At 45.4% G+C, this 22,480-nt stretch carries 18 protein-coding genes; 3 read left to right on the top strand and 15 right to left on the bottom strand.

The genetic code is table 11. From position 1 onward, the window contains the following. Nucleotides 1–34 precede the first annotated feature (34 nt). The gene (locus WH46_RS14635) at nucleotides 35–406 is read left to right on the top strand and encodes a hypothetical protein (RefSeq protein WP_046227306.1); all 372 of its coding nucleotides are present in this window, start codon (nucleotides 35–37) and stop codon (nucleotides 404–406) included. 862 nt (nucleotides 407–1,268) lie between these two features. Here the strand turns inward: WH46_RS14635 and WH46_RS14630 are convergent. Next, complete coding sequence (locus WH46_RS14630) at nucleotides 1,269–2,228, bottom strand: Abi family protein (protein ID WP_046227305.1); 960 nt, start codon at nucleotides 2,226–2,228, stop codon at nucleotides 1,269–1,271. 517 nt (nucleotides 2,229–2,745) lie between these two features. Here WH46_RS14630 and WH46_RS14625 point away from each other — a divergent pair. Then, nucleotides 2,746–3,717: a YndJ family transporter gene (locus WH46_RS14625; RefSeq protein ID WP_046227304.1), complete on the top strand. Its 972-nt coding sequence runs from the start codon at nucleotides 2,746–2,748 to the stop codon at nucleotides 3,715–3,717. Between the two features lie 196 nt (nucleotides 3,718–3,913). Next, nucleotides 3,914–4,576 carry a YczE/YyaS/YitT family protein gene (locus WH46_RS14620; protein ID WP_046227303.1) on the top strand — a complete coding sequence of 221 codons (663 nt, stop codon included), beginning with the start codon at nucleotides 3,914–3,916 and terminating at the stop codon, nucleotides 4,574–4,576. Nucleotides 4,577–4,731: 155 nt separating this feature from the next. Here WH46_RS14620 and WH46_RS14615 read toward each other — a convergent pair whose 3' ends face one another. From WH46_RS14615 to yycF, 14 genes are all read right to left on the bottom strand, one after another. Then, nucleotides 4,732–5,133, bottom strand: coding sequence for a VOC family protein (locus WH46_RS14615; protein WP_046227302.1), 402 nt, complete (start codon nucleotides 5,131–5,133; stop codon nucleotides 4,732–4,734). A 378-nt stretch (nucleotides 5,134–5,511) separates the two neighbouring features. Continuing rightward, the gene (locus tag WH46_RS14610; protein ID WP_046227301.1) at nucleotides 5,512–7,011 is read right to left on the bottom strand and encodes an aldehyde dehydrogenase family protein; all 1,500 of its coding nucleotides are present in this window, start codon (nucleotides 7,009–7,011) and stop codon (nucleotides 5,512–5,514) included. A gap of 32 nt (nucleotides 7,012–7,043) precedes the next feature. Beyond that, the gene (locus WH46_RS14605; protein ID WP_046227300.1) at nucleotides 7,044–8,129 is read right to left on the bottom strand and encodes a 5-methyltetrahydropteroyltriglutamate--homocysteine S-methyltransferase; all 1,086 of its coding nucleotides are present in this window, start codon (nucleotides 8,127–8,129) and stop codon (nucleotides 7,044–7,046) included. A 97-nt stretch (nucleotides 8,130–8,226) separates the two neighbouring features. Next, on the bottom strand, nucleotides 8,227–8,850 hold the full coding sequence (locus WH46_RS14600) for a DUF2306 domain-containing protein (protein WP_231584360.1): 624 nt from the start codon (nucleotides 8,848–8,850) through the stop codon (nucleotides 8,227–8,229). Nucleotides 8,851–9,279: 429 nt separating this feature from the next. Further along, nucleotides 9,280–11,295: an AAA family ATPase gene (locus WH46_RS14595; RefSeq protein WP_046227299.1), complete on the bottom strand. Its 2,016-nt coding sequence runs from the start codon at nucleotides 11,293–11,295 to the stop codon at nucleotides 9,280–9,282. A gap of 527 nt (nucleotides 11,296–11,822) precedes the next feature. Continuing rightward, nucleotides 11,823–12,302 carry a 23S rRNA (pseudouridine(1915)-N(3))-methyltransferase RlmH gene (gene rlmH / locus WH46_RS14590; protein ID WP_046212405.1) on the bottom strand — a complete coding sequence of 160 codons (480 nt, stop codon included), beginning with the start codon at nucleotides 12,300–12,302 and terminating at the stop codon, nucleotides 11,823–11,825. Nucleotides 12,303–12,866: 564 nt separating this feature from the next. Beyond that, nucleotides 12,867–14,945, bottom strand: coding sequence for an acyltransferase family protein (locus tag WH46_RS14585; RefSeq protein ID WP_046227298.1), 2,079 nt, complete (start codon nucleotides 14,943–14,945; stop codon nucleotides 12,867–12,869). 470 nt (nucleotides 14,946–15,415) lie between these two features. Then, entirely contained in the window at nucleotides 15,416–15,583 is a 168-nt protein-coding gene (locus tag WH46_RS23685) for a CxxH/CxxC protein (RefSeq protein WP_017815415.1), read from the bottom strand. Nucleotides 15,584–15,622: 39 nt separating this feature from the next. Continuing rightward, on the bottom strand, nucleotides 15,623–16,897 hold the full coding sequence (locus tag WH46_RS14580) for a S1C family serine protease (protein WP_046227297.1): 1,275 nt from the start codon (nucleotides 16,895–16,897) through the stop codon (nucleotides 15,623–15,625). Nucleotides 16,898–16,970: 73 nt separating this feature from the next. Beyond that, the gene (locus tag WH46_RS14575; protein ID WP_017815417.1) at nucleotides 16,971–17,810 is read right to left on the bottom strand and encodes an MBL fold metallo-hydrolase; all 840 of its coding nucleotides are present in this window, start codon (nucleotides 17,808–17,810) and stop codon (nucleotides 16,971–16,973) included. A gap of 6 nt (nucleotides 17,811–17,816) precedes the next feature. Continuing rightward, on the bottom strand, nucleotides 17,817–18,563 hold the full coding sequence (yycI, locus tag WH46_RS14570) for a two-component system regulatory protein YycI (RefSeq protein WP_017815418.1): 747 nt from the start codon (nucleotides 18,561–18,563) through the stop codon (nucleotides 17,817–17,819). An 18-nt stretch (nucleotides 18,564–18,581) separates the two neighbouring features. Then, on the bottom strand, nucleotides 18,582–19,895 hold the full coding sequence (locus WH46_RS14565) for a YycH family regulatory protein (protein ID WP_046227296.1): 1,314 nt from the start codon (nucleotides 19,893–19,895) through the stop codon (nucleotides 18,582–18,584). Continuing rightward, nucleotides 19,892–21,742: a cell wall metabolism sensor histidine kinase WalK gene (gene walK / locus WH46_RS14560; RefSeq protein WP_017815420.1), complete on the bottom strand. Its 1,851-nt coding sequence runs from the start codon at nucleotides 21,740–21,742 to the stop codon at nucleotides 19,892–19,894. Before walK ends, WH46_RS14565 begins: the two co-directional genes overlap by 4 nt. A gap of 1 nt (nucleotide 21,743) precedes the next feature. After that, a complete protein-coding gene (gene yycF / locus WH46_RS14555; protein ID WP_017815421.1) occupies nucleotides 21,744–22,475 on the bottom strand; it encodes a response regulator YycF in 732 nt (243 codons plus the stop codon). Nucleotides 22,476–22,480: the final 5 nt, after the last annotated feature.

Genomic DNA, 22,480 nt, shown 5'->3' with positions numbered 1-22,480 from the left:
AAATGCTAATTAGTTTATAAAAGGAGACTTGTACATGAATAACAAACAATTTTGTGTAGATAACGAGTTAACTTACCAAGTGTATAGAGCAAATTTATTGCGTAGCCTTTCAAATTTAAATTTTACAGAGTGGTTTAATATTTCTTCTCCTCCATCTCTACCTCAAAAAGAAGGAATACTTGTTTTTTTAGATGAGAGTACAGGTAATAAAATTCCGGCATACTCGAATGATATTCAAAGGCGTTTTGAAGAATTATTAGAAGAAGATAGAATGAAGGATTCCACTAGATTTTGTTATACTTTTATTGAGGGTACAGAACAAAGAAAAAAATTCAGATATGAACTCAAACTTATGCAAGAATTCGAAAATTTAGACAATGAAGGAATTATCCCAGAAATGGTTTAATGTAACTTTTTTAGTATCCTCTACAACATCTAATTCAATTAGATTGCTTATTAAATATATTTGAATGATCGCTTCCTTTAACCTAAATTTACAATATTATTTAAGCTATCGTTCGTTGACTGCACTGTATGCAATTATTAAGTAAAGCTCTATTCCAAAAAACCACAGCTCTCTCTTATATTGTGGCTTTTTGGAATAGAGCTTTACTATTATCGTATTTTCGCTCTCCACGACCCACTTATATATTTAAAGTTTTAGAAATATTAATGACAAATTTAGTCACAAAATTTTATTTTGGAGAGGAGTCTATCTTCCAGTGGGATTAGGGTTGCAATCTTACCCAGATGGATAAAAGCTACAATTATCCTATACTTCTTTACATATTCTCTTACAGAGTTTCTAATATCATACAATTTAAACTTCGAAGCTAAAAATGAAATTCATGTAAAATCGTATGTTCGAGGCCTGACGTAGAACCGATCAAAGAAATTTAGTGTTATCTAACTTCTTAAGATTTGGCAAGAACTTTTGGATACAGGTACCGTAAAAGTAACATTAGTACTGATGATACTAGCAACCTCTGATGGATCATCATCCTCAAAATCGTAATCATCTCTGAATCTTTTGACAAATGCCTTATCTAATCCTTACTTGCTCCAAATTTAATATTTTTCCCCCTGATTCATCCTTTCTACTCAATCTATTTATAATATGGCTTACTTTTATCTTACTTTTATAAGGTTATGAAAGAAGTTTCAAAATAAAGAAGAATTATATTTAAACAATAAATAAACTACTTACGTCTCCTCAAACTACAGGAAAAATAAGCAGTTCACTATTAGAGTATAGATATTTTATAACTTTAAAGAACACTTTTCCAATCATCCGGAAAGCCCATTTTATTTTGAACATCTTTAAAACTTAAGGAATTGAAACTTGCTTCATACAAATCAAATAGTTTGCTAACTTTATTGAGTAATAAATTAAAATCTTTTTTTGCACTAACTAACTTTAAAAGTGCGATCATCATAAATAAATTACCATGGTTCAGCAAAGTAACTGATATTCCTAACTGTCCTGCACTCATTGAGCTTCTTGGTGGCTTATTCATTTTAAAGCTGTATAGACGCTCTTCATGGGCGCAAACATTCCTGAAATAGGTTGCTGCTTTCAACACATTTTGAAGCTCATCAGCTGTAAAATGTATGGTTGCTGCATAATCTCGATTATACGATTTTGCAAAATCTTGCGCTATAGTATTTCTAAGTGAGTCATCAATACTGTCATAAAAATATTGTATATTGCCTAAAGTTAGATAACCTACAAGCACCCAAAAAGGTACTCCATCGTGATTATCTAGATAATGTTTTATAGGTCCAGTCTTAGTAGACTTTCTAGATAATTCATTTGATAAGGTAGCAATCACCCCAAGCACAGTTTTTAATTTCACAGGATCACGTGAATAATTTGTCATTTCGATATATGCATTTGCTTCTTTATGCTTGGCTGTAAAACGATAAGAAATCTTAGTTTTAATACTTGCTTCGAACTTCAATAAAGCCTCCAATAAAATGTTTCTTAATTCACGGTCAAAACAAAATAAACTATGAATTTCTTCAAAAGTCGTTCCATTTTTATATTGTTCAGGTGAAACTGGTTTTCCTCTAACATCTAAAATTAAAAATAAATCTTTATAGCCATTAATTAGACTATAATAATTTTCTCGCTCTAATACTCTCATTGCCTTGGAACCATTTTGTATTTGAAGACCTCTACTACGGAGTATAGATATCTGTTGACGGTATGTCTTAAACGGTTTCATCAATTATTCAACTCCATTAAAAATAGCCCAGTCCTCGTAAGGAACATGGGCCAGATCACTTAGTATAATAATATCGTAAATGCACACCAATGTAAACAAAAATTAATAAAATCAAATATCTACTGCTTTATATATTTGATTTATATGAGACTGCTTAACTACAAAAAATAATTTTGCCTTATTTGTGATACCATTCACTACAACGTATCTAAACACAAAACAAGATCCGATCATAAATTATACCTCCGTATATAAAACCAAAACCACTTCCTAATATGTATTGACCTCTTTGAATAAAACTTGGCTATTATCATAGGGCCATTCTTTTTCATAAATTTCTTCTCTAATTCATATGTCTTACGAGAGTGTGATGCAATGCTCTGATTGATGATGGCTTTGCCCTTGCTGTAGTAAACTTCTACATGAAAGGTCTATCGATGGGTAACTGTGTTAAACTATTCAAAGAGCATCCGCCTATCTGTTATATAGTATGCTTCATAACCAGAAAGGAGCCGCTATGCGCAGTTTCCAGCCATCCATGATAAAGACACTACTCCTATTCATACTCCTAGGTGGAATCATGATCATTATCATACTCTCTCTTGATTATTTCCAATTTGAACTTGTTGAGAAATTCCTGTTATTTGCAGCTTTTATTATTGTACCTTTGGTCATTTTGTTATTGAAATATGACGAAAAGAGTCCCATTCAACGGACAATATATACTGCGATGAAACTTTTTCAATTCCCGGCAGCACTTCTTGTTCTGGTCTCCATGATGAGCACTAACAATTGGGGATTCGAAGGCACAGCTATACCGGGCGCGCTCTCGCTAGGTTGGCTATTGCTCACCTTGCTGCTTTGCCTGTATGGGATAGCCAATATAGTGATACATAAGGGGAAAATTGCGGAAATTGCGATTGGCGCAGGACTGGTTTATTTTTTTATCGGGGGCATTTGGTTTACCTTATATCAGTATCAATGGACTCTCTTCCAGGCGAATCCGGATACGCATGCATTAAGTTCGGTTCACTTTCATTTTTCCTCTGCGATTGTTCCGATTTTTATTGGCATGCTGGGACGGATCATGACGAAGAAAAGCTGGTATCCCTGGGTCGTTGCCATAGATATTATCGGCCCGATCTTGATCGCGATCGGTATGATCTTCTCCAAGCCTATCGAGTACATTGGGGTTACGTTGTTTGCTTGTAATATTGCGATTTACACTACGTATCTCCTTACGTACTTGAAGCGAAATCCATTATACAAAAAGGCAGCCGTCTTTTTAGTTCTGTCATGCCTGGCTTTCTACACCATTGCGGTCGTCTCCATGTTCTATCCATTGCTAAAAAGGAAGTTTGACTTAACGATCCTTGATTTCATCCCTATTTATGGAGCGCTGCATGCATTTGGGTTTGTTTTATGTGGATTGATCGGGTGGATCTACCTGTTAGATTCTCTTCAGCGAAAAAATCGTTACAACTACTAGTAACTGTATAGGCGTTAGTCGGAGTAATCCTAAGTGATGAATTCCCTGGCTTTATCGAATACGAAGCATGTCGTTGTCGCTATTCCAAAGCAATTCATGAAGTAAAAGACGGTACAGCCCGACTACAGAGACTGTGCTATAATGGCATCGTTATTCTTGATGAGCGGAATGATAATCTGACGATAGGACGGTTCATATGAGAGGATTCATCACTGCATTAACAGATCCAAAGCGATTAATTATTATGCTGGTCGGCAATATTTTTTTGGGTATGGGAATTAGTATTTTCAAATTGTCTGGTTTGGGGAACGACCCCTTCAGCGGTATGGTGATGGCACTTGCGGATACGAGCGGGATCGCGTATGCCCGCTTTCTGATCTTGTTGAACCTGTCCTTGTTTGTGGTACAGCTTATGGCGGGACGCCGATTTATCGGAATGGGGACCATCGTAAATGCCGTATTTCTAGGTTACTTCGTTACCTTCTTTTATAATATTTGGTTAGACGTACTGGGCGAGCCCCAACTGCTGTGGCAGCGCGTGATTACGGTAGCCATCGGCGTCGTGGTATGCAGCTTCGGCGTATCCTTGTATCAGACTTCCAATGTCGGTATCGCCCCTTACGACTGTCTCTCCTTGCTGATGAGGGATCGCTTTCCGCGAGTCAGCTATTTCTGGCACCGAATGTTTACTGACGCGTTCTGTGCGTTGATTTGTTTTATTTTTGGAGGCATAATCGGGCTCGGGACACTGGTGTCCATGTTCGGTTTGGGGCCGATCATTCATTTCTTCAATGTGCATGTTGCGGAAAAGCTCCTCGGGGAAAGACGGTTGGAGGAAAAGGCGGAGTTGGAGATTTAACGATTCGTCTTTTCGCATACTGTGAACAAGCAAAAAGGAAACCCCGGGCATCGTGGATCTCAGCACCGGGATTACATTCGGCATCCGCTGCATCAGCGTTTGCTGCAGAGTGTGGGGCCATTCTATTTAAGGGATTATAGTTGTGGGCGATTCGTCTACCGATCTCTGAACCGTTCGATCGCGGCCTCGCTCACCGGTTCGAACAGATTAACCAGATTGCCGTCGGGATCACGGAACAGCATCGAACGATTCCCCCACGGCATCAGGGTCGGCTCTTGTACCCATTGATCGACCCACTGCTTTAGACGCTCATGCTCCGCTTCAAGGTTCTTCACGCGAAGCTCGATGATCATTGTGCGGTTCGATGCGGCTACCACGGAATCGACCCCGAATAGCTGCGCAGTCTGAGAGTGGCCGATGGCAAGCGTGCCCGACCCCATGACGATTTCAGCAAATACAGGCGCCGGCCGCTCCGCCACGATCCCCGTAACCTTTTCGTAAAACTCGACCAGACGATCTACATCGTCCGTGATGATGCGTACTGACGCGAAATTCATAAATAATCATCCTTTCTGCGATTCGAGGATAAGTTCGGCTGTTTGGCGTCACCGCTTTATAACCTGTTTGTATCGATGAGTTATCCGTTCGCATGTTTAATCATAACGAATCGCTACTGACAGCGTGATGTCAGTAGTCTTTTGAGGTTTTTATAATTTTCGCGAAAAAGGTTCCCTTGTTCCGGTAATCCTTCATTCGGACATCCGGCCTGCCTTGAAGTTCGAGCACGGTGTCTAGTATATCAACCGCTTAAACCTGAATTTGGCTTCTTACAGCAAAAAGCCCTATCCGCCGATCCTTGGGGATTGGCAGGTAGGGCTTTTAATTAGCGTCTGAAACCGCAGCAAACTGCAGGATTCTGGAACAACATCTACTCTTTATTCGGGAATATAAGGAAGATCCAGCATCTTCGGCACATTGATCACATGCTGTTCCGTATACGTGCGGATGCCTCCTACGCCGTATTCACGGCCGATCCCGGACTGCTTGAAGCCTCCGAAAGGGAACCGAACATCCAGCCCCTGTACGGCAGCGGTATTAATCATCGTCGTTCCGGCTTCGAGCTGACGTGCCAGGAGAATCGCATCCTCTTCTTTCCCCCACACCGAACTCGTCAATCCGTAGATGCTTTCATTATGAAGATGGATCACCTGCTCTTCATCGTCGAACGGCAGAACCGGAACCGTAGGGCCGAATTGTTCCTCCACGACGATCGGGTCATGCACATTGCATCCCAACACAAGCGTAGGCTGCAGATAGTACCCTTGGTCGAACAGCTTCTGATCCAAAATTGTGCCGAGTGGAATGACCTTCGCGCCGCGCTGCTTCGCGTCTTCGACCAAACTCTGCACGTACTCTTTTTGCTTCAGGTTATTGACCGGACCTACTGTCGTATTGTGATCGAACGGATCACCGATGCGAATCCAGCGATTGGCCGCCTCGATATATTTTTCCACGAACGCATCGTAGATCGAATGGTGTACATACACGCGCTTGGCGATCATGCAAATTTGACCTGTCGTCAGGAAATTGGAAACGACGATCCGGCGCATCGCGCGCTCGTCGTTCACGTTAAAGCTCTCCAGGAAGATCGCCGCGTCATTGCCGCCGAGCTCAAGCGTCATATCCTTGATCGTGTCCGAAGCTGCTTTAATAATATGCTTGGCTGTTTCGGTTCCGCCGGTAAAAGCGATTTTCGTCACATGCGGATTCGTCGTCAGCTCCACGCCTACATCCGCAGCTCCATGAACTACGTTGATGACACCTGCAGGAAACTCGCTCGCGATAATCTCAGCCACTTTCGCCGCCGCCAGCGGCGCATACGGACTTGGCTTCAGCACAATCGTGTTGCCCGCCAGCAAGGCAGGAGCAATCTTGATCGTAGATAACGCAATCGGATAGTTCCATGGACTGATTGCCGCCACTACACCAATCGGGTCATACGACAGAATCGTCTTGCCGTAATCATGCTCCTGAATTTCTTCCTTGAGAGCCGCTGCCGCTTCATTACAAGCAAACTCCATCCACATCAACGCAACATAAATTTCACCGTGTGCATCATACAGCGGCTTGCCATGCTCTCTGGAAAGCAAATGTACGATTTCGTTCTCGGCTGCTCTGATCTTTTCGATCGCTTTGCGCATGCTCGCAACGCGCTGCTCGATATCGGTTTTCTTCCATGTTTTAAAAGCTTCTGCGGCGGCTTCAATCGCTTCGATAGCTTGTTCTTTCGTCGTCACAGGGAAATAGCCAACGATCTCGGTCGGGTTCGCCGGATTCTCTTTGGTGGATTGGGAAAGGGACGTTACATTCTGGCCATTGATCAACGCTTCAACGGTAACGATATTCGAGGCCTGATGGTCTGCTTGAATTGTCATGTTATAACCCCTTTTTTATCTGAATAAATGGATTATGCCCATACCTCGTCTGCAATTTCCTTCACGTAACGAAGCTTACGCCATTGCTCGTCTTCTGTTAAAATATTGCCCTCTTCTGTAGACGAGAATCCGCATTGCGGGCTCAAACAAAGTTGTTCCAACGGCACATACGTAGCCGCTTCGGCAATCCGGGCTTTGATGTATTCTTTATCTTCTAACTCGCCGGTTTTGGATGTGAGCAGACCGAGCACGATTTTCAGATCTTTGCGATTCACGTGTTTTAATGAATCAAAACTGCCTGAGCGTTCATCGTCAAACTCCAAAAACAATCCATCTACATCCAAGCCGCCGAAGATCACCTCAGAAGCGTAATCATAGCCACCCGTCGAGAAATAATTCGATTTGTAGTTACCACGGCAGATATGCATCGTCACTACCAAATCCGCTGGTTTATGAGCCAGCGATTCGTTAATCATGCGCTGCATCGTTTTCAACTCTTCCGCAGGCTCCAACCCTTTGGCACGCAGCTTGTCGTGACCCGCTTCCGAGAATAGGTCTGCCCAGGCGGTATCATCCAGTTGTAGGTAGCGACATCCGGCGTCATAGAAAGCCTGAACCGCTTTTTGATACGCTGCGATCGTATCTTGCAGGAATGCTTCGCGATCCGTATAGACATTTGCACCGTTCTCCAAGCGATAGAGCAGCATGTTCGGACTCGGAATTGTTTGTTTTGCTACTGCGTCACCTGCATGCTGCTTAACGAAATTGAAATCCTCCAGGAAAGGATGAGTCGAGAAATCCACTTTGCCTATAACGCGAATTCCGCCTTTGCGCGTTTGCATATTGTGGAATTGTGGTCCGTCGATTTGCTCATACAGCTCTACGCCATCCAGACCGCCCAAGAAATCAAAATGCCACCAGCTTCTGCGCAGCTCTCCGTCCGTAACAGCGAGTACGCCGTTTTCCTTTTGCTTTTCAATAATGCGGATAATCTCTTGATCTTCTACAGCTCTTAATTGTTCATGGGTGATGCTGCCTGCTTTATATTGTTCGCGCGCCTGACTCAAGTTGTCAGGACGTAAAAAACTACCTACATGGTCATGTCGAAAGGGTATCATATCACTTGCTCCTTCTGCCTTTTTGTTCTCATGAGTATAACATGAGGGAAGAGGAGTCCTGTCATATGAAAAAGGTATGTCTGGCCATATGTTGGGGCTATAGCTGACGCAATCTCATTCTGGAAATCACGGCTTCCATAACGAGCAGATTAGGAATCCAGCACAACCAAGCGACAACCCGAAACGCCGCCTCGAAATCGCCAAGCACAAAAGCCAGCGGCGCTAACCAGATTCGAAGCGTGACAGCTGCAAAAGTAAGCGCATAACTGCGAAGCATCCATACTTTATGAGCCTGGACGTCTTTAGCCATAATTTTTCTCGTTGCAGTAAGCGTAGTCGCAATCCACAATACACCCAGCAACATAAACCCAAGCCCGGAAATCCAGCCTCCTGTCGCAAAAAGGGATAAATACACACTCACGATCCCACTAACTACAATCGAAAAAACATATCCATAACCTAATAGGCGATGCCAACGTCTTCTGGCGTGTGTTGGCTTTATAAATAGTTGAAAAGGTCCTATGATCAGGGCAAATATCGCGGTAAAAATATGGATGTATAACACATACACCCATGGTTGGAGTTCAAAATCCGGCTTTTGCAATTTGAAAGAGACCAGTCCAGCATCACTCGCTTGAAGAACGCCATACTGAACCATTGCGTATCCGGCAATCGAAAATGCGAGAATGAAAACGAGTGCCCGAATCATTTTACTTGTCATATTCTCAAAAAGCTCCTCTCCTATCGGTAGGATATTTACTCTAAGTATAGGGGAGTACATACTGTAGTCTTTGCCTTTTCTGTTAAAGTTTTTGCCTGATTCAACAAATTCCGTCATTTAATAAAGAAAAATCCGCAAGCTTCATGCTCGCGGAAATTGAAAATTCGTTTATGTGTGCGTTTCACTTCAACTGCTGCTGGTCTTGATGCCATCTTGTGATATCTCTAGCTGGAAGGGCTGTTTGTTGTCAGAATCATAGTTCTAGCATTTTTTGCGGTCTCTATCTGTACGGTAATCCTCACCAGTTCGCTCTACTTATGATACGGCTCACCGTAATGTACTTAAACGCAAAGTACAGTTTGACCATAAAATTTATATCAATATATAAAAGATCAAAGAAGCCGCTAATTACTTTTAGCGGCTTCAAACTCACTTCAGTGCTTTATTCACTTTTTCTATAAATAGCTTCCACTGTTCTTGTTCTTTTTGAGTCAGTGAATTTGCACTATTACTACGAGCCCATCGAAGAAATGCTTTAGCTAACTTATATTTAGAAAATTCCCTAATCTGAGAAGAAAAAATATCTGCTATAGGTCTAGAAACCTGAGAAGCAGCTATATCTTCTACATCCCATTCAAGTTCACTTTTAGCGATAGATACTAAGGTATCTCTTAATAAGTCTTCAACTTCTACTTTTTTAGCATTACCTTGATAAAAATCCTTTACTTGTAAAATATTAGTTTGCTTTAATAAAACCAGTAAGTTATCTTGTTTTGCAGCTTGCTCTCCTTCGGGATCAGAGTCAAATAGAGCAGCTACTTTGAGGTTATGAGATTTAAGAATTGTCGCATAAAAAACAACTTTGCTAGCTGTACCAGCAGGAATAAGTGCAATTTTCTCATTTAAATTGGCCATCTCTTCACTACGCAACATCTCAGAGACTGCTTCAATATACCAGTAATCAGTCAGTCCTTCAAAAACAAGATTTCTTTGTTGGGTAAATAAGCTTTGAGCCAAATCGTAACCTAATGCTTCTTGTAAAGGCAAAATAGCATTAGAGTCTGATGCTGTCACTGTAGTATTAACCTTGGTGCCTGCTTCTCTACTTATCATTTCGACTACGCGTACAATATCTAATTCGTTAGCTCCTACCATAAATGGAGAATGTGTAGTATAGATAGTTTGATTCGACTCTCCTAATCTAGATATTGTTTTTCTAAACTCTGCTTGTTTCAGGGCATGCAAATTCAAGCCAGGCTCATCAAGTAATAAAATTGCGTTTTTATACTTCTCTTCAGCTTCGGCAAAAAAGATAACGAAAAAAGATACAAGCCATTGGTAACCTTCCGACCTTTGGTCTAATTCAATCTCTACACCCATTTCATCTTCTACAACAACCTTTAAGTACTGACCGTCAGCTACAATTCTAAGTTTAGAAGCTTCAGCACGGTTTTCATCAGGTGCCCACACTTTATTTATTTCTCGCGTCAGTCTGACGCTTGCGGCATTGAGTTGATACTGTCTTTTATCAAGCTGATCTCGATATCTTTGCCATTCTTCCTGCGTAACTCCAGTTGCTGTAGCTTTACCCAGATTAGACAGTTCTCTTGCATCAAACCCAAGCAACTTAAGTAAACATACATTACCATAATCATAATAAACATCATCTAAAATATTACTTTCAATTCTGCTAGCTAATTGTTCCAAATGAATAAGCGGTTTTACTCTAGCATAATTATTGAAATATACAAAAGTAGGCATATGACTTGAAAATTCTCTTAATAACTGTTTTTCAATTTCATATAAATTAATCTTACTTTTAAGTTTATCGAATCTTTCCTCCTCTGTAACATTAGATTCGTCAATATGCTCAAAGACAACATCTAGCCATGTGTCTAACAATTGTGCTTTACTTTCTGTAATTATAGTTGAGTCGACCCAACTTGAAGTGATTTCAGAAAGTTTATATGCAAAACTCGTTTCATTTTCATCTGGACTAACTTCCGTTCGTTTATCTACGTAAATTGCTAACCGTTTAAAATCTTTTGAAATCTCTTTGTAAGTTATTTTGGAAGGACCATTTTCTAAGTGATGATATGCCTTGTTGTTCATTCTTTTTTCAAACACATAAAGACAATTTTCAAAACCTGATGGAATTTCAATATTGTCAGTTTCTTCGATTTTAAACTTCCCCTCAACTACTGTAACGTTACTTGAATTTACTTTATTAGTGCTAATATCATTATATTTTGATCTTGGATAGTCTCTAAGTTCATCCAGTTTTTTTACCCCTTCAGGGGGACTCAATTGTTGAAGGGCCTGCAAAACAGCAGTCTTACCTGCTTCATTCGGTCCTACTAAAATTAACTTATTTTCTTCAACAGAAAACCAGCCTGTATCAACTATGCTTCTATAGTTTTGTATACGTGCCATTAAAAGTCTCATTAGGAGCCCCCTATAGTTAAGTTAATAGCATAATATATAGTTCAAAATATGCCTCAGATTCTTATTCAAAAAGAAGCTATTCTTTTAGCTTAGAGAGCCACTTTTTGAATTCTGTACTTAGGTTAGCGTAGCACCTGATGCAACTAAGTTCGCAGCTAAAGTCCACCCAGATTCCACAGTAGCATTAATAAGCCTTTTAATCTTTTCTTGAAGTATGAGTTTCATGGGCGTTCCCTCCTCTTGGACAATCTTATTACGAAGAATTGAATTATCCAACCAATATCGTATTAGTGAAAGGATGGCTAGGGAGACAACAAAGCTTACGAACCCGATTGGATTCGAACCAATTGGCGCTAACCCTAACTTAAGTACAGAATATTTCTTCGTTTATACATTATACGTGATACATGATACGTGAAAACAGAGATAAAGTTTCAAATCATTTGTTCGATCAGTTTCTTTGTTATAAATCTTCTCTTTATTATAAAGAATTCTTATACTATAATATTCAAATCCAAAATTTCACCCTACTTATGGTATGGTTCACCCCGGTTAATCTTCACCGCCCGGTAAATCTGCTCTACCAGTACCAATCGCATCAACTGATGCGGCAGCGTCATCCGACCAAAACATAGCTTCTGCTGCGCCCGCTTCAGCACCTCATCCCCGATCCCGTGACTACCGCCAATCACAAAAACTACATGACTGCTGCCATACGTACCCAGCTTATCAATCTCGGCCGCCAGATCTTCGGAGCTCCACAGCTTGCCGTCCAACGTCAGTGTAATCACATGCGCATCCGGCTTGATCTGCGCTAGAATTCGCTCGCCTTCTTTGTCTTTCACAATCCTTACTTCGGCATCGCTGAGTGTATCTGGTGCTTTCTCGTCACTAACTTCAATTACCTGGAACTTGATGTATGGCGTCAGCCGCTTGGCGTACTCGGCGATTCCCTGTACGAGGTATTTCTCCTTAAGCTTACCTACTCCAATAATCTGTATGAACATAAATAATTTCCTCCTGAATACTACTTCTTTGTCTTCCGTCGCTGGAACTCACATATTATTATCATACCAGATATCATGATAGAGTCTGCTAATATCCTCTTTCATCATTTCAAAAATCATGTCATACTTTATTTTCTGCATTTTATTTTGAATAGATACTTTATTCTATGTAGACTATTTTAAGATCTATTTACATAAGGAGGCTTCATATGATTATAGGAGTTATCATTTTTTTTATTATAGTAACCTCTCCAATCTTGTATCGTCAAAATCGAAGAATACGTCTATTGGAAGAACAAGTACGTGCAATGGATGAAAAAAACAAACCTTATTACTAACATAATCCCTGTGCAATTAAAAACTCCCTCCACGCTGACTGAATGGCAGTCGGCCCGGAGGGAGCACTTGTGATACACGATTTTCTTCCTTTTATTATATCGAACATTTGTTAAATGAGCTGTATAGGACTTACGTATGAATTGTAAAATATATCCTCTAAATCTAGTTATATACACCAAAATCTGTTTCGCTAATATGATTCGACTACCGGCGTTCAATCCCGATTTACTTACCGGCAATCGCGTTGGCAACCAGCGTCGCGAATACTTTGGCACCTGACGGATTCACATGCACACCGTCGGTCGCGAAGAAGCTGTCTTGTCCCTTACTCGCCGAATACCAGTCTACAACAGTAATGCGCGAATCTTCCGCAGCTACTGCGTTGATCGTATCATTCACGAGCGTCTCCCATGGACGCGGTACGCGGGTGTTCACCAGAATAATCTTCTTCGCATCGCCCAGTTCATCCAGCAGACCTTCCAGCTGTTCCCGGGTAAAGGAACCATTAGTACCAAGCTCGATAATAACCTTGGAGCCCAGGTGACCACTGCGGCGCAGCTGCTGGATTTCTGCCGGGGCTTCGGTCATCTGGCGGCCTACCCGGCCGTCGATCGTAATACCCGGCATGACTTCGCTCAAATGACGGGCCACGTCCAGCATAACCGAATCCCCAATCGCAGTTACTCCGTCGCCAGAGACGATTTTATCCAGCACTTTCTTGTTCACCGCAGATGCAGGATCGGAAGAATTCTGCTGGGAAGCCGACGCCAGCTTGCTAGGCTTACCGGAAGTCGATTCCTTGGTACTGCCCGAATTCAGGCTACTCGATCCTGTCGTTCTGCCGGAAGATGGCTTGCTCGTTGATTCATCGTTACTCTCGTTAGACTTGTTATCCGATGAGTCGGCATTTTGTTTGTTCCCGGCATCCTGTCCAGCTGTGCTGTCCTGAGGAGTAGTCTTATCTTTGGGCTTCACAGTCTCTGCTACTTCCTTGGGCATCTTGTCCGTTTTCGAGTCGGACTTGTCTTCGGTAGAAGCAGGCTTGCCGACGATGAACACAGACTGTGGCTGCTGCGGATCGACTTTGGGTGCCGAGCTGGAGACGACATGTCCCAGCACGAGTGCCGATACGACGAACAGCATGGCAGCACCGCCGCCGTAGATCAAGGCGCGAGAATTGCGCCATTGGTTGCGCTGTGCATACGTGCGGTTCAGCACCTGACGGAAGCCGTTTTTTCGAATCGGCTCTTCGACATATCTCCAGCTAAGCTCGGCCAGTGCCAGACTGACTGCCACCTGGATAATGGCCCGCAGAATCGAAGGCTCCTCCGTGCTGACCTGCGGCGTACTGAGCGTAATAACGGGAAAATGCCACAGGTACAGACCGTAGGAGCGCTTGCCCAGCCAGCGCAGCGGCTTGCTGCCGACGATAACTGCCAGGCGGCTCGCCGGATGAGCTAGTACAGCGATTAGAATCGCGGTCAGGATAGCGATGAGCAGCATGCCTCCGCGATACAGGAACGGCTGATATTCATTCGTATGCCAGACGAGCCAGATCAGCACCAGCAGAGAGATGGTACCTATTCCATCGAGTACATTCCGTGCAGGAGCAGATACGCTGCTTTTAAGCTTCATGCTCGGCCAGACAATCGCCAGCGCCGCCCCGATCAGCAGGGCGAATATGCGCGTATCCGTCCCATAATATACACGGCTGGGATCTTCACCCGGCACATAGATGACGGCCATGAGCAGTGCCGAGATAATGGACAGGCTGACAATCCAGCCTGCCAGATTACCGCGCTTGGGCAGGAATTTCAGTCCAAGCAGCAGCAGGAACGGCCATAACAGATAGAACTGCTCCTCTACAGCGAGTGACCAGAGATGACCGAGTGGTGAAGCCGGTCCGAAGCTCTCAAAGTACGATACTTTATGGAAAATAAACCACCAGTTGCTCACATACAGCAGGGCTGCCGGAATATCTCCAGCCAGCGCGCTAAGTCTGGAGTGGTCGCCGATCAGACACCAGACCGCCACTACGGCGATCATGACGAACATGGCCGGCAGCAGTCTGCGTGCGCGGCGAATCCAGAAGTCCTTCATGGCAAAGCGGTGATGGCGTTCCCACTGCCCAGCCAGAATATCCGTGATCAGATAACCCGATAACACAAAGAAGATTCCAACACCCAGCAGTCCGCCGGGTGCCCAATCGGTATTGAGATGATAAATAATAACAGCCAGTACGGCGAATGCCCGGAGGCCATCCAGCCCTGGCATATAACGGTGTTGCTGGAGCGGCTTAGGCATATACCCACCGCCCTCTATGTATATTGAACCCGGTATGTCCGGAGTACCTTTCCCTCTGTTGCTGCGGTTCCTTTTTGTTCATTGTGAGCATTCCATACCTGATGTCTATCATTATTCCTTTCCTTTCCCTGGGCATTCTGATTCTGCATACTGACGCGCATAAACCGACATGTCCCATTATATCCAAGTATTCTGCAGCAATCGTCTCAAAGCAGTTAAAATTGGTTTACAGCAAAGTCGTAAATGAAAAAAAGCCTACGGCTCTGAGGGCAACAAGAAACAAGGACCGCGATATCCGGTCCTTTCCCCTTTGTTCCGTCATGATCAGTACGCGCTAATGGAATGTCTGGCTGTTATATAGTAGTGTAAGGCATTCGTTATCTCTCTGTATCAGCTTGACCCGTCTCTTCTGTCTCCATTCTTGGAGCAGGCAAAGACGGGCTGTGTATCATCCGGAACGATCCGGCAAATCAGACGACCAGAAACTCACCGTGCTGATCGCAATAAATACATTTGGCGGGCGGGTCCCAGTCCGAGAATTCGGTTTCTTTCAGATCTACGACATCCGGAGCATCTTCGAATTCATCGACGAAGGCTTCGAGTGCCTCTTCCACATGATCTTTGCATACGACATACATCAATAGTTTCAAGCTTCCTTTCCGGTGTATCCTGAGTTGTTATTTATGATTATCCGGCTGGGACTCCAGAGTGACGCTGACCGTCTTCTTGGCTCCACTGCGGTAATACGTAATTTTGAGTGTATCTCCGGCTTTTTTGTGGTGATACAGATATTTGCGCAGTTCCAGCGTAGAGCCGATTTTCTCGCGATCCAACTGGACAATGACATCATCGGCTGCCAGCCCCGCCGCTTTGGCAGGTCCGCTTGCTTCGACGATCACTGCACCCTCTTTGACATCATCGGGAAGTTTCGGCTTTTTGGACTCCGTTTCTTCTTCGTCATACGATGGATAGGCATATTCATTATCCAGATCGATACTGTAGACACCGAGATACGGGCGATTGATTTTGCCATCTTTCATCAGCTGCTCGGCGTTATCCATCACTTCGTTGATCGGAATGGCAAAGCCCAGCCCTTCGACACCGGTATCAGCAATTTTCATCGTGTTGATCCCGATCACCTGGCCGCTGAGATCGACGAGTGCGCCGCCGCTGTTGCCTTCATTGATCGCTGCATCGGTCTGAATCACGTTCTGTTCCCAGTCGTAATTTCCATCCTGGTTAAGCGATACGGGGATGAGCCGGTTGTCATAACTCACAATCCCTGATGTCATCGTACCATTAAACCCGAGCGGATTGCCAATAGCCAGCACGGTCTCGCCCAGCTGTAGCTGATCCGAGTCACCGATCTGGGCGACGGTATCCACATCTTTGGCACTGACCGACAGCACAGCGATATCGCTAATAAAGTCGGCACCCACTACCGTAGCTTTCAACATTGTGCCGTCTGTTAATACAGCATCCACTTCGTCGGCATCGGAGATCACATGGTTATTGGTGACAATATAGGCTTTGCCGTCTTCTTTGCGGAAAATAACGCCAGAGCCGAGCGCTGATTCATCCAGTGCAGGCGGCGTATCCAGTTCCTTTTCCCCATTTCGGTAATTCACGATGCTGACTACCGCAGGACGTACCTGCTCGGCAACCCGGGTCAGCTGCTCATACGGACTGCCTCCGGTCTGCTCCAGTGGCAGCAGACTGCTGGCTGATGCCGAAGCAGGGTAGCTGTTATGATACCAGATCAGGGCTCCCAGTACGGCGAATACGGTGACTGCACTCGTCAATGCACTGACCAGCACGATCTTCAGCATGGACGATCTGCGCGGCTGTACACGAAACGAGCGGGGAACCGGATAAGAAGGTGGAAGCGAAGCCTGGCGCCGGGATTTTCGCGGCACTTTGGTGGAATAGAAATCATCATCAAACAATGCCATGCTCATCGCCCCTCTGCGTTCTTCTGCTGTGCTTTATCTATTACCTGCGGTTCCCTGCTGTTCAAACGCCGGATTATAACATTTTCTCCGATATATAGGTTTCGCTGAGCATATCCCACGGTGTAGGCCGATCATAGTACGTATCACACAGCTGGAATTCGCTGTCTTTGAAAAAGCAGCCTCTGCTCTCCATCGCATCTCTCACAGTCATCTTGGCAATTTCCATCATGTTATGGTCGCGGCTAAGATGTGCCAAATACGTGCGCTTCATTTTTTTGCAAAGCAGCTCACTGAGCGCTTCTCCGGCTGCATCATTGGACAAGTGACCTACATCGCTCAGGATACGCCGCTTGGTGTTCCACGGGTAACGTCCCATGCGCAGCATTTCGATATCATGATTGGCTTCCAGCACGAGCACGTCCGAGTCGGAGATACTCTGCATCACCTTGTCGCTGACATAGCCGAGATCGGTCGCCACGCTGAGCTTCTGATCGCCATCCCGGAAAAAGTAACCTACCGGTTCAGCCGCATCATGCGAGATGCCGAATGACTCGATTCGCAGCGAACCAAAAGTCAGAAAGTCTCCTGTCTGCATAATCTGCTTTTGCTCGGGGGTGATTTTGCCGACTGCCCGTTCGATAGCCATCCAGGTCTTCTCGTTGGCATAGATCGGCAACTGATATTTGCGCGCGACTGCGCCCAGTCCTTTGACATGATCAGAGTGTTCGTGAGTGACCAGAATGCCGCTCAGTTCCTCCCCGGTCATCTCCCGCTCGCGCATCAGCTCATCGATCCGTCTGGCACTGAGGCCGGCATCGATCAGAATTGCCGCGTCTTTGTTGCGAACGACAGTCGCATTGCCTGTTGAACCACTCGATAATACTGTAAATTGTATACCATGTATGCCTATCATTTATGTCTACTCCTCATTTTCTGCCGCCGGGGATCTCATGACTTCCCCGTTTATTCCCTGTACATAATAGATTTCGCCGCTCTCCAGTACGATTCTCCAGACCGGTTCGGCTTTGAACCGGCTGCTGTCCAGCGGCTGTCCATAGAAACCCAGCGATATATCTTTAACTACCGCGTTGTCCGGCAGTTCTTTTTCAATCAAAGTACCCAATGCTACGGAAGCCGACAGAATCTCCTGTCTTGGCTGTCCTTCATTCTCGCCATCCACCATCAATTGCGGGGCGGTATAGGAAATAATCTTCTGATTACTATAATACAGCTCCAGATTCGCATTAAACAGGGGTAAATCGTTATTTATAAGCGGATGCATCACAAAAATGCCTTCTTCGGTAATAAACGGATCATATTGATACTTGTTGATATTCTGAATCTCGCCATTCAGCTGGTTTTTCAGCTCGTCTTCATTGAAAATAAGCTGGCTGTCCACCGGACGCGAAAGTTTCATCGGCTGCTGCACTGCCGGCGCATTGCTGCGATAGATCATTTCCGGCAGAATCGGAGTTTCCCTCGGAATCTGGGCGGTCACCTGCACATGCTTGTTCTCCAGGGCCCGCTGTGCATTTTCACTGAGGGAAGCGATATCCAGATTGGATTGGGCCTGATCACGTATATCCATCCAGAGCTGGTAACCCAATATGATATTCAGCAGTAAAAAGGCGCTGATCAGTACACTTTTGGCTCTTCCCCAATCCATCTTGGACCTCCTCTTCGGTTACAGTTTGTGATTTGACTGAATAAGCTGATGCGTCCCATCCTGCAGCTCTACCATCCATACCGGTGTCAGTACCACGACGCCATTGCCCAGTGTTGGACGATAGGCAGGAGACAGATTGCGAATCGTCTGACCGGCTGGAATCTGCTGCTGCAGCAAATGGGTCAGCTGCTGGCCTCCAGGCAGAATCTGAATCTGCGAATTGGACGATAGCGGCTGATCAGCCAGCTGTTGATCGGCTGTCAGATACAGCAGGGAACGCTCATAGGAAGATACGGTATTGTATTCGACCATCAGCCGCATATAACCAAATCGGAGCTTGTCTGTATCCATAATCGGATACGAATGATAGTACTGACGGAACGTAAAGCCTTTTTTGTTGTCTGTACTGCTCATATTCAGCATATACGTACCCGGCCAGCCCCCGTGCTGATTGACGAATTCGACAGCAGACAGCACATTATCGACTACACTGTTCGTGCCGGTTGTCGGTGCTGTTGGATCGGTATAGGTCATCCATCTCTGCTGCGTATCGACCTGCAGACTGCGCTTGCTGTCCGTATAGATTTCTGTACCGTTCTCTTCGTTGATATTCCGCGTCGCACCCGGATCAAAAAACAGATTGCGCTGCATCTGCTCGGTTGTCAGACTGTCCAGCTTGAGCGTAACGGTCGGAATACTCAGACTGGTCTGCGGAACATAATACCCACCTGTGGCATATTGATAGTTGATACCATTTTCGCCAATCAATACATGCTTCAGTACATCCTGGCTGGTCCACTTCATATCAGTCGCTTCATAGACCACATCACCACCGGCACTGAAAAAGAAAGCACGCGGCGTATTATTTTCGGCAGCGTTATAGATAAGGATACGATTAACGGCATCTCCTTCGAACAGGGAATCCGGATTCAGATTCATGCTGCGTTCCAGCAGGCTGACGGGAATTCCACTGTTAAAGGTCAATTCGATTCCGGCTTCACTGCGGATCATATCCCAGTCCATACTCTGCAGCGGCAGACGACGGAATTGTCCAAAGCTGCTATTTTTGAGATCGGTATAGATCGAATTGTAATTGGATGAAGAAGGATAGAAAATCGTATGCCGATTTCCTGATTTATGAATAATCATTTGATCCGGAAACACGAGGTTCTCGACATCTGATCGCGGACCGATATCTTCTGCCTGTACATAACCGGCTTCCGAATTGGCGACCGAGTCGGCACCCGGCATCCGGTAGATCAGGAAATAACTCTGGATCAGACTGAGCACAATCAGAAGCATGAGTGCACATGATTTGATGTTCTCTCTCAACTCATACCCTCTCCTTCCTCATGCAGCGGCAGCATAACGGTCACAGTTGTGCCCTGTCCAAGCTCGGAATCGAGCTCAATCGTACCGTCATGAGCACGCACCATTTCCCGGGCAATAGACAGACCAAGTCCGGTACCGCCCATATTGCGGGAACGGGCTTTGTCTACCCGATAAAAGCGTTCGAAGATCCGTCCCAGATCCTGCTTTGGAATACCGATACCGGTGTCCTCTACAGATAACGCCAGCATGCCATCCTCTGTACAACGCGCTCCCAGCTTGATACTGCCGCCGTCAGGCGTGTATTTGAGTGCATTGGAGACCAGATTATCGAGTACCTGATCCATCTGATCCCGGTCGATCCATACACTGCCCACTTCCGGCTGCATATCGATCGATGAACGAATATCCTTTTGTTTCATTTGTACAAAGAAACGATCAATTGTATCCTCCAGCAGCTCCAGTACATCCGTACGCTGCTTGCGCATCATCGCTTCACTGGAATCCAGACGGGAGAGATGCAGCAGATCGCTGACGAGCCGGATCATGCGCTGGGTCTCATTGCGAATTACACCAATAAAGCGTTCCGCGAGTGCACGTTCATCCAGTGCCCCATCTTCCAGTGCTTCGGTGTAGCTCTTGATCGTCGTGAGTGGTGTACGCAGCTCATGCGAGACATTGGCAACGAATTCTCTTCGTGCGCCCTCCAGCTTCTCCTGATCGGTCACGTCCTGCAGTACGGCTATTGCACCTGCAATATTGTCTTTGCGCCGGTGAATCGGACTGAATGTGACACGTATGATCGAAGTATTGCCTTCTTCTTCCTGTCCCATTTTCAAAATGACATGACGCAGCGTACCAGCCTGCAGCTTGCTGCGATCCTGTTCGGATAGTGGCAGCAGTTCAATTAGCGTTTTGCCGGTAATGTCCTGCTCGCTCGTATCCAGCATGGCACCTGCCACCCGGTTCACCAGAATCACACAGCCATGTTCATCGGTCGCTACTACGCCGTCGCTCATATTTTTGAGAATAGAAGCCAGCTTGTCTTTTTCCTCTTCATTCTGGGCCAGCGCATCCCGCAGGCGGCTGGTCATATAGTTAAAAGCTTCACTCAACTGCCCGATCTCGTCATTGCTGTATACCGTCATATGATGGTCAAAATCACCCTCAGCCACCTGTTTGGCACGCCGGGTCATTTCCTTGATCGGCTGGGTGATGGTATGAGCCAGAATCACACCGAGTACGGCAGTCAGCGCCAGTGCGATCAGTAGCCCTGACAGGAAGATTCCGTTAATCCGCTTCATCGTGTCGTACAGATCGGCCATCGACGCGACAATATAGACGGCACCCACTGTACGGTTGCCGCTCATAATCGGCTCGGCCACGACCCGTTTACGTTCGCCGGTCTCGTCGATAATATATTCTTCATTATCACTGATTCCCTGCAGAGCGCGGCTGACTACGGTCTGTGTATTACGTCGGGCTTCCGCATTGGAATCGGAATCCAGCGAAGAAATGACGATCCGTCCACTCACATCCAGCAGCTGAATCTCCTGAATCTCGGTACCGCTCATATTATAGAGATTGTCTACCATCAGTTTCAGATCGCTGACCGAGTTCGAGCCAGTCTCTCCGCTACCGGACCATTTGTCAGCTGCGAGTACAGACAATAGCTCGGCACGCTCCTGCAGATCCTGAGTAAAGTTGCTGGTGAGGGAGTTTTTCATTGAACTTACAAAATAGACACCGATCAGCTGCATCGCAATCAAAATGAGCAGCACATAAATAATGATCAGCCGCGCCTGAATCGTGCGGCTGAACCCTGGCAGCAGCCGAAGCCTGCGCTTCACCTTACCACCCTCCTGCTTTTGGACTGCGCATCATATACCCGAGTCCACGGCGGGTCAGGATATATTCCGGCTTGCTCGGATCATCCTCGATCTTCTCCCGCAGACGGCGAATCGTTACATCGACAGTACGCACATCCCCAAAGTATTCAAATCCCCACACCGCCTGCAGCAGATGCTCGCGCGTCATCACTCTGCCGGCATTTTTGGCCATATAATAGACCAGTTCATATTCACGGTGAGTCAGATCAAGCGGCTCTCCGCTTTTATACACCAGATACATATCCGTATCGATAAATAATTCAAATAAAGCCAGTCCGTTCTTCTCCTCCGGTACTTCCGGTACTACCGCAGCGGCTACAGGCGCTTTTTTCTGCTGACGGCGTACATGGGCTTTGACCCGAGCCAGCAGTTCACGGGTGCTGAACGGCTTGGTCACATAATCATCGGCTCCCAGCTCCAGTCCAAGCACTTTGTCGATCTCGGCGTCCTTGGCGGTCAGCATGATGATCGGCATATCCAGACGGGTCCGTACCTCGCGGCACACGTCCATCCCGTCCTTGCCAGGCAGCATCAGGTCAAGCAGAATGAGATCCGGTTCCTCGGCAAAAGCCTGTTCTACCGCACTGATCCCATCAAAAGCACATATGACTTCATAGCCTTCTTTTTCCAGGTTGAATTTCAAGATATCTGCTATCGGTTGTTCATCGTCTACGACCAGAATTTTTCCCTGCATTGGGT

Origin of the sequence: Paenibacillus dauci, assembly GCF_000971985.1 — a bacterium.
Classification (GTDB): Bacteria; Bacillota; Bacilli; order Paenibacillales; family Paenibacillaceae; genus Saccharibacillus; species Saccharibacillus dauci.
Note: the sequence above shows the minus strand (reverse complement) of the source record. Positions and strands in the feature narration are given on the sequence as shown.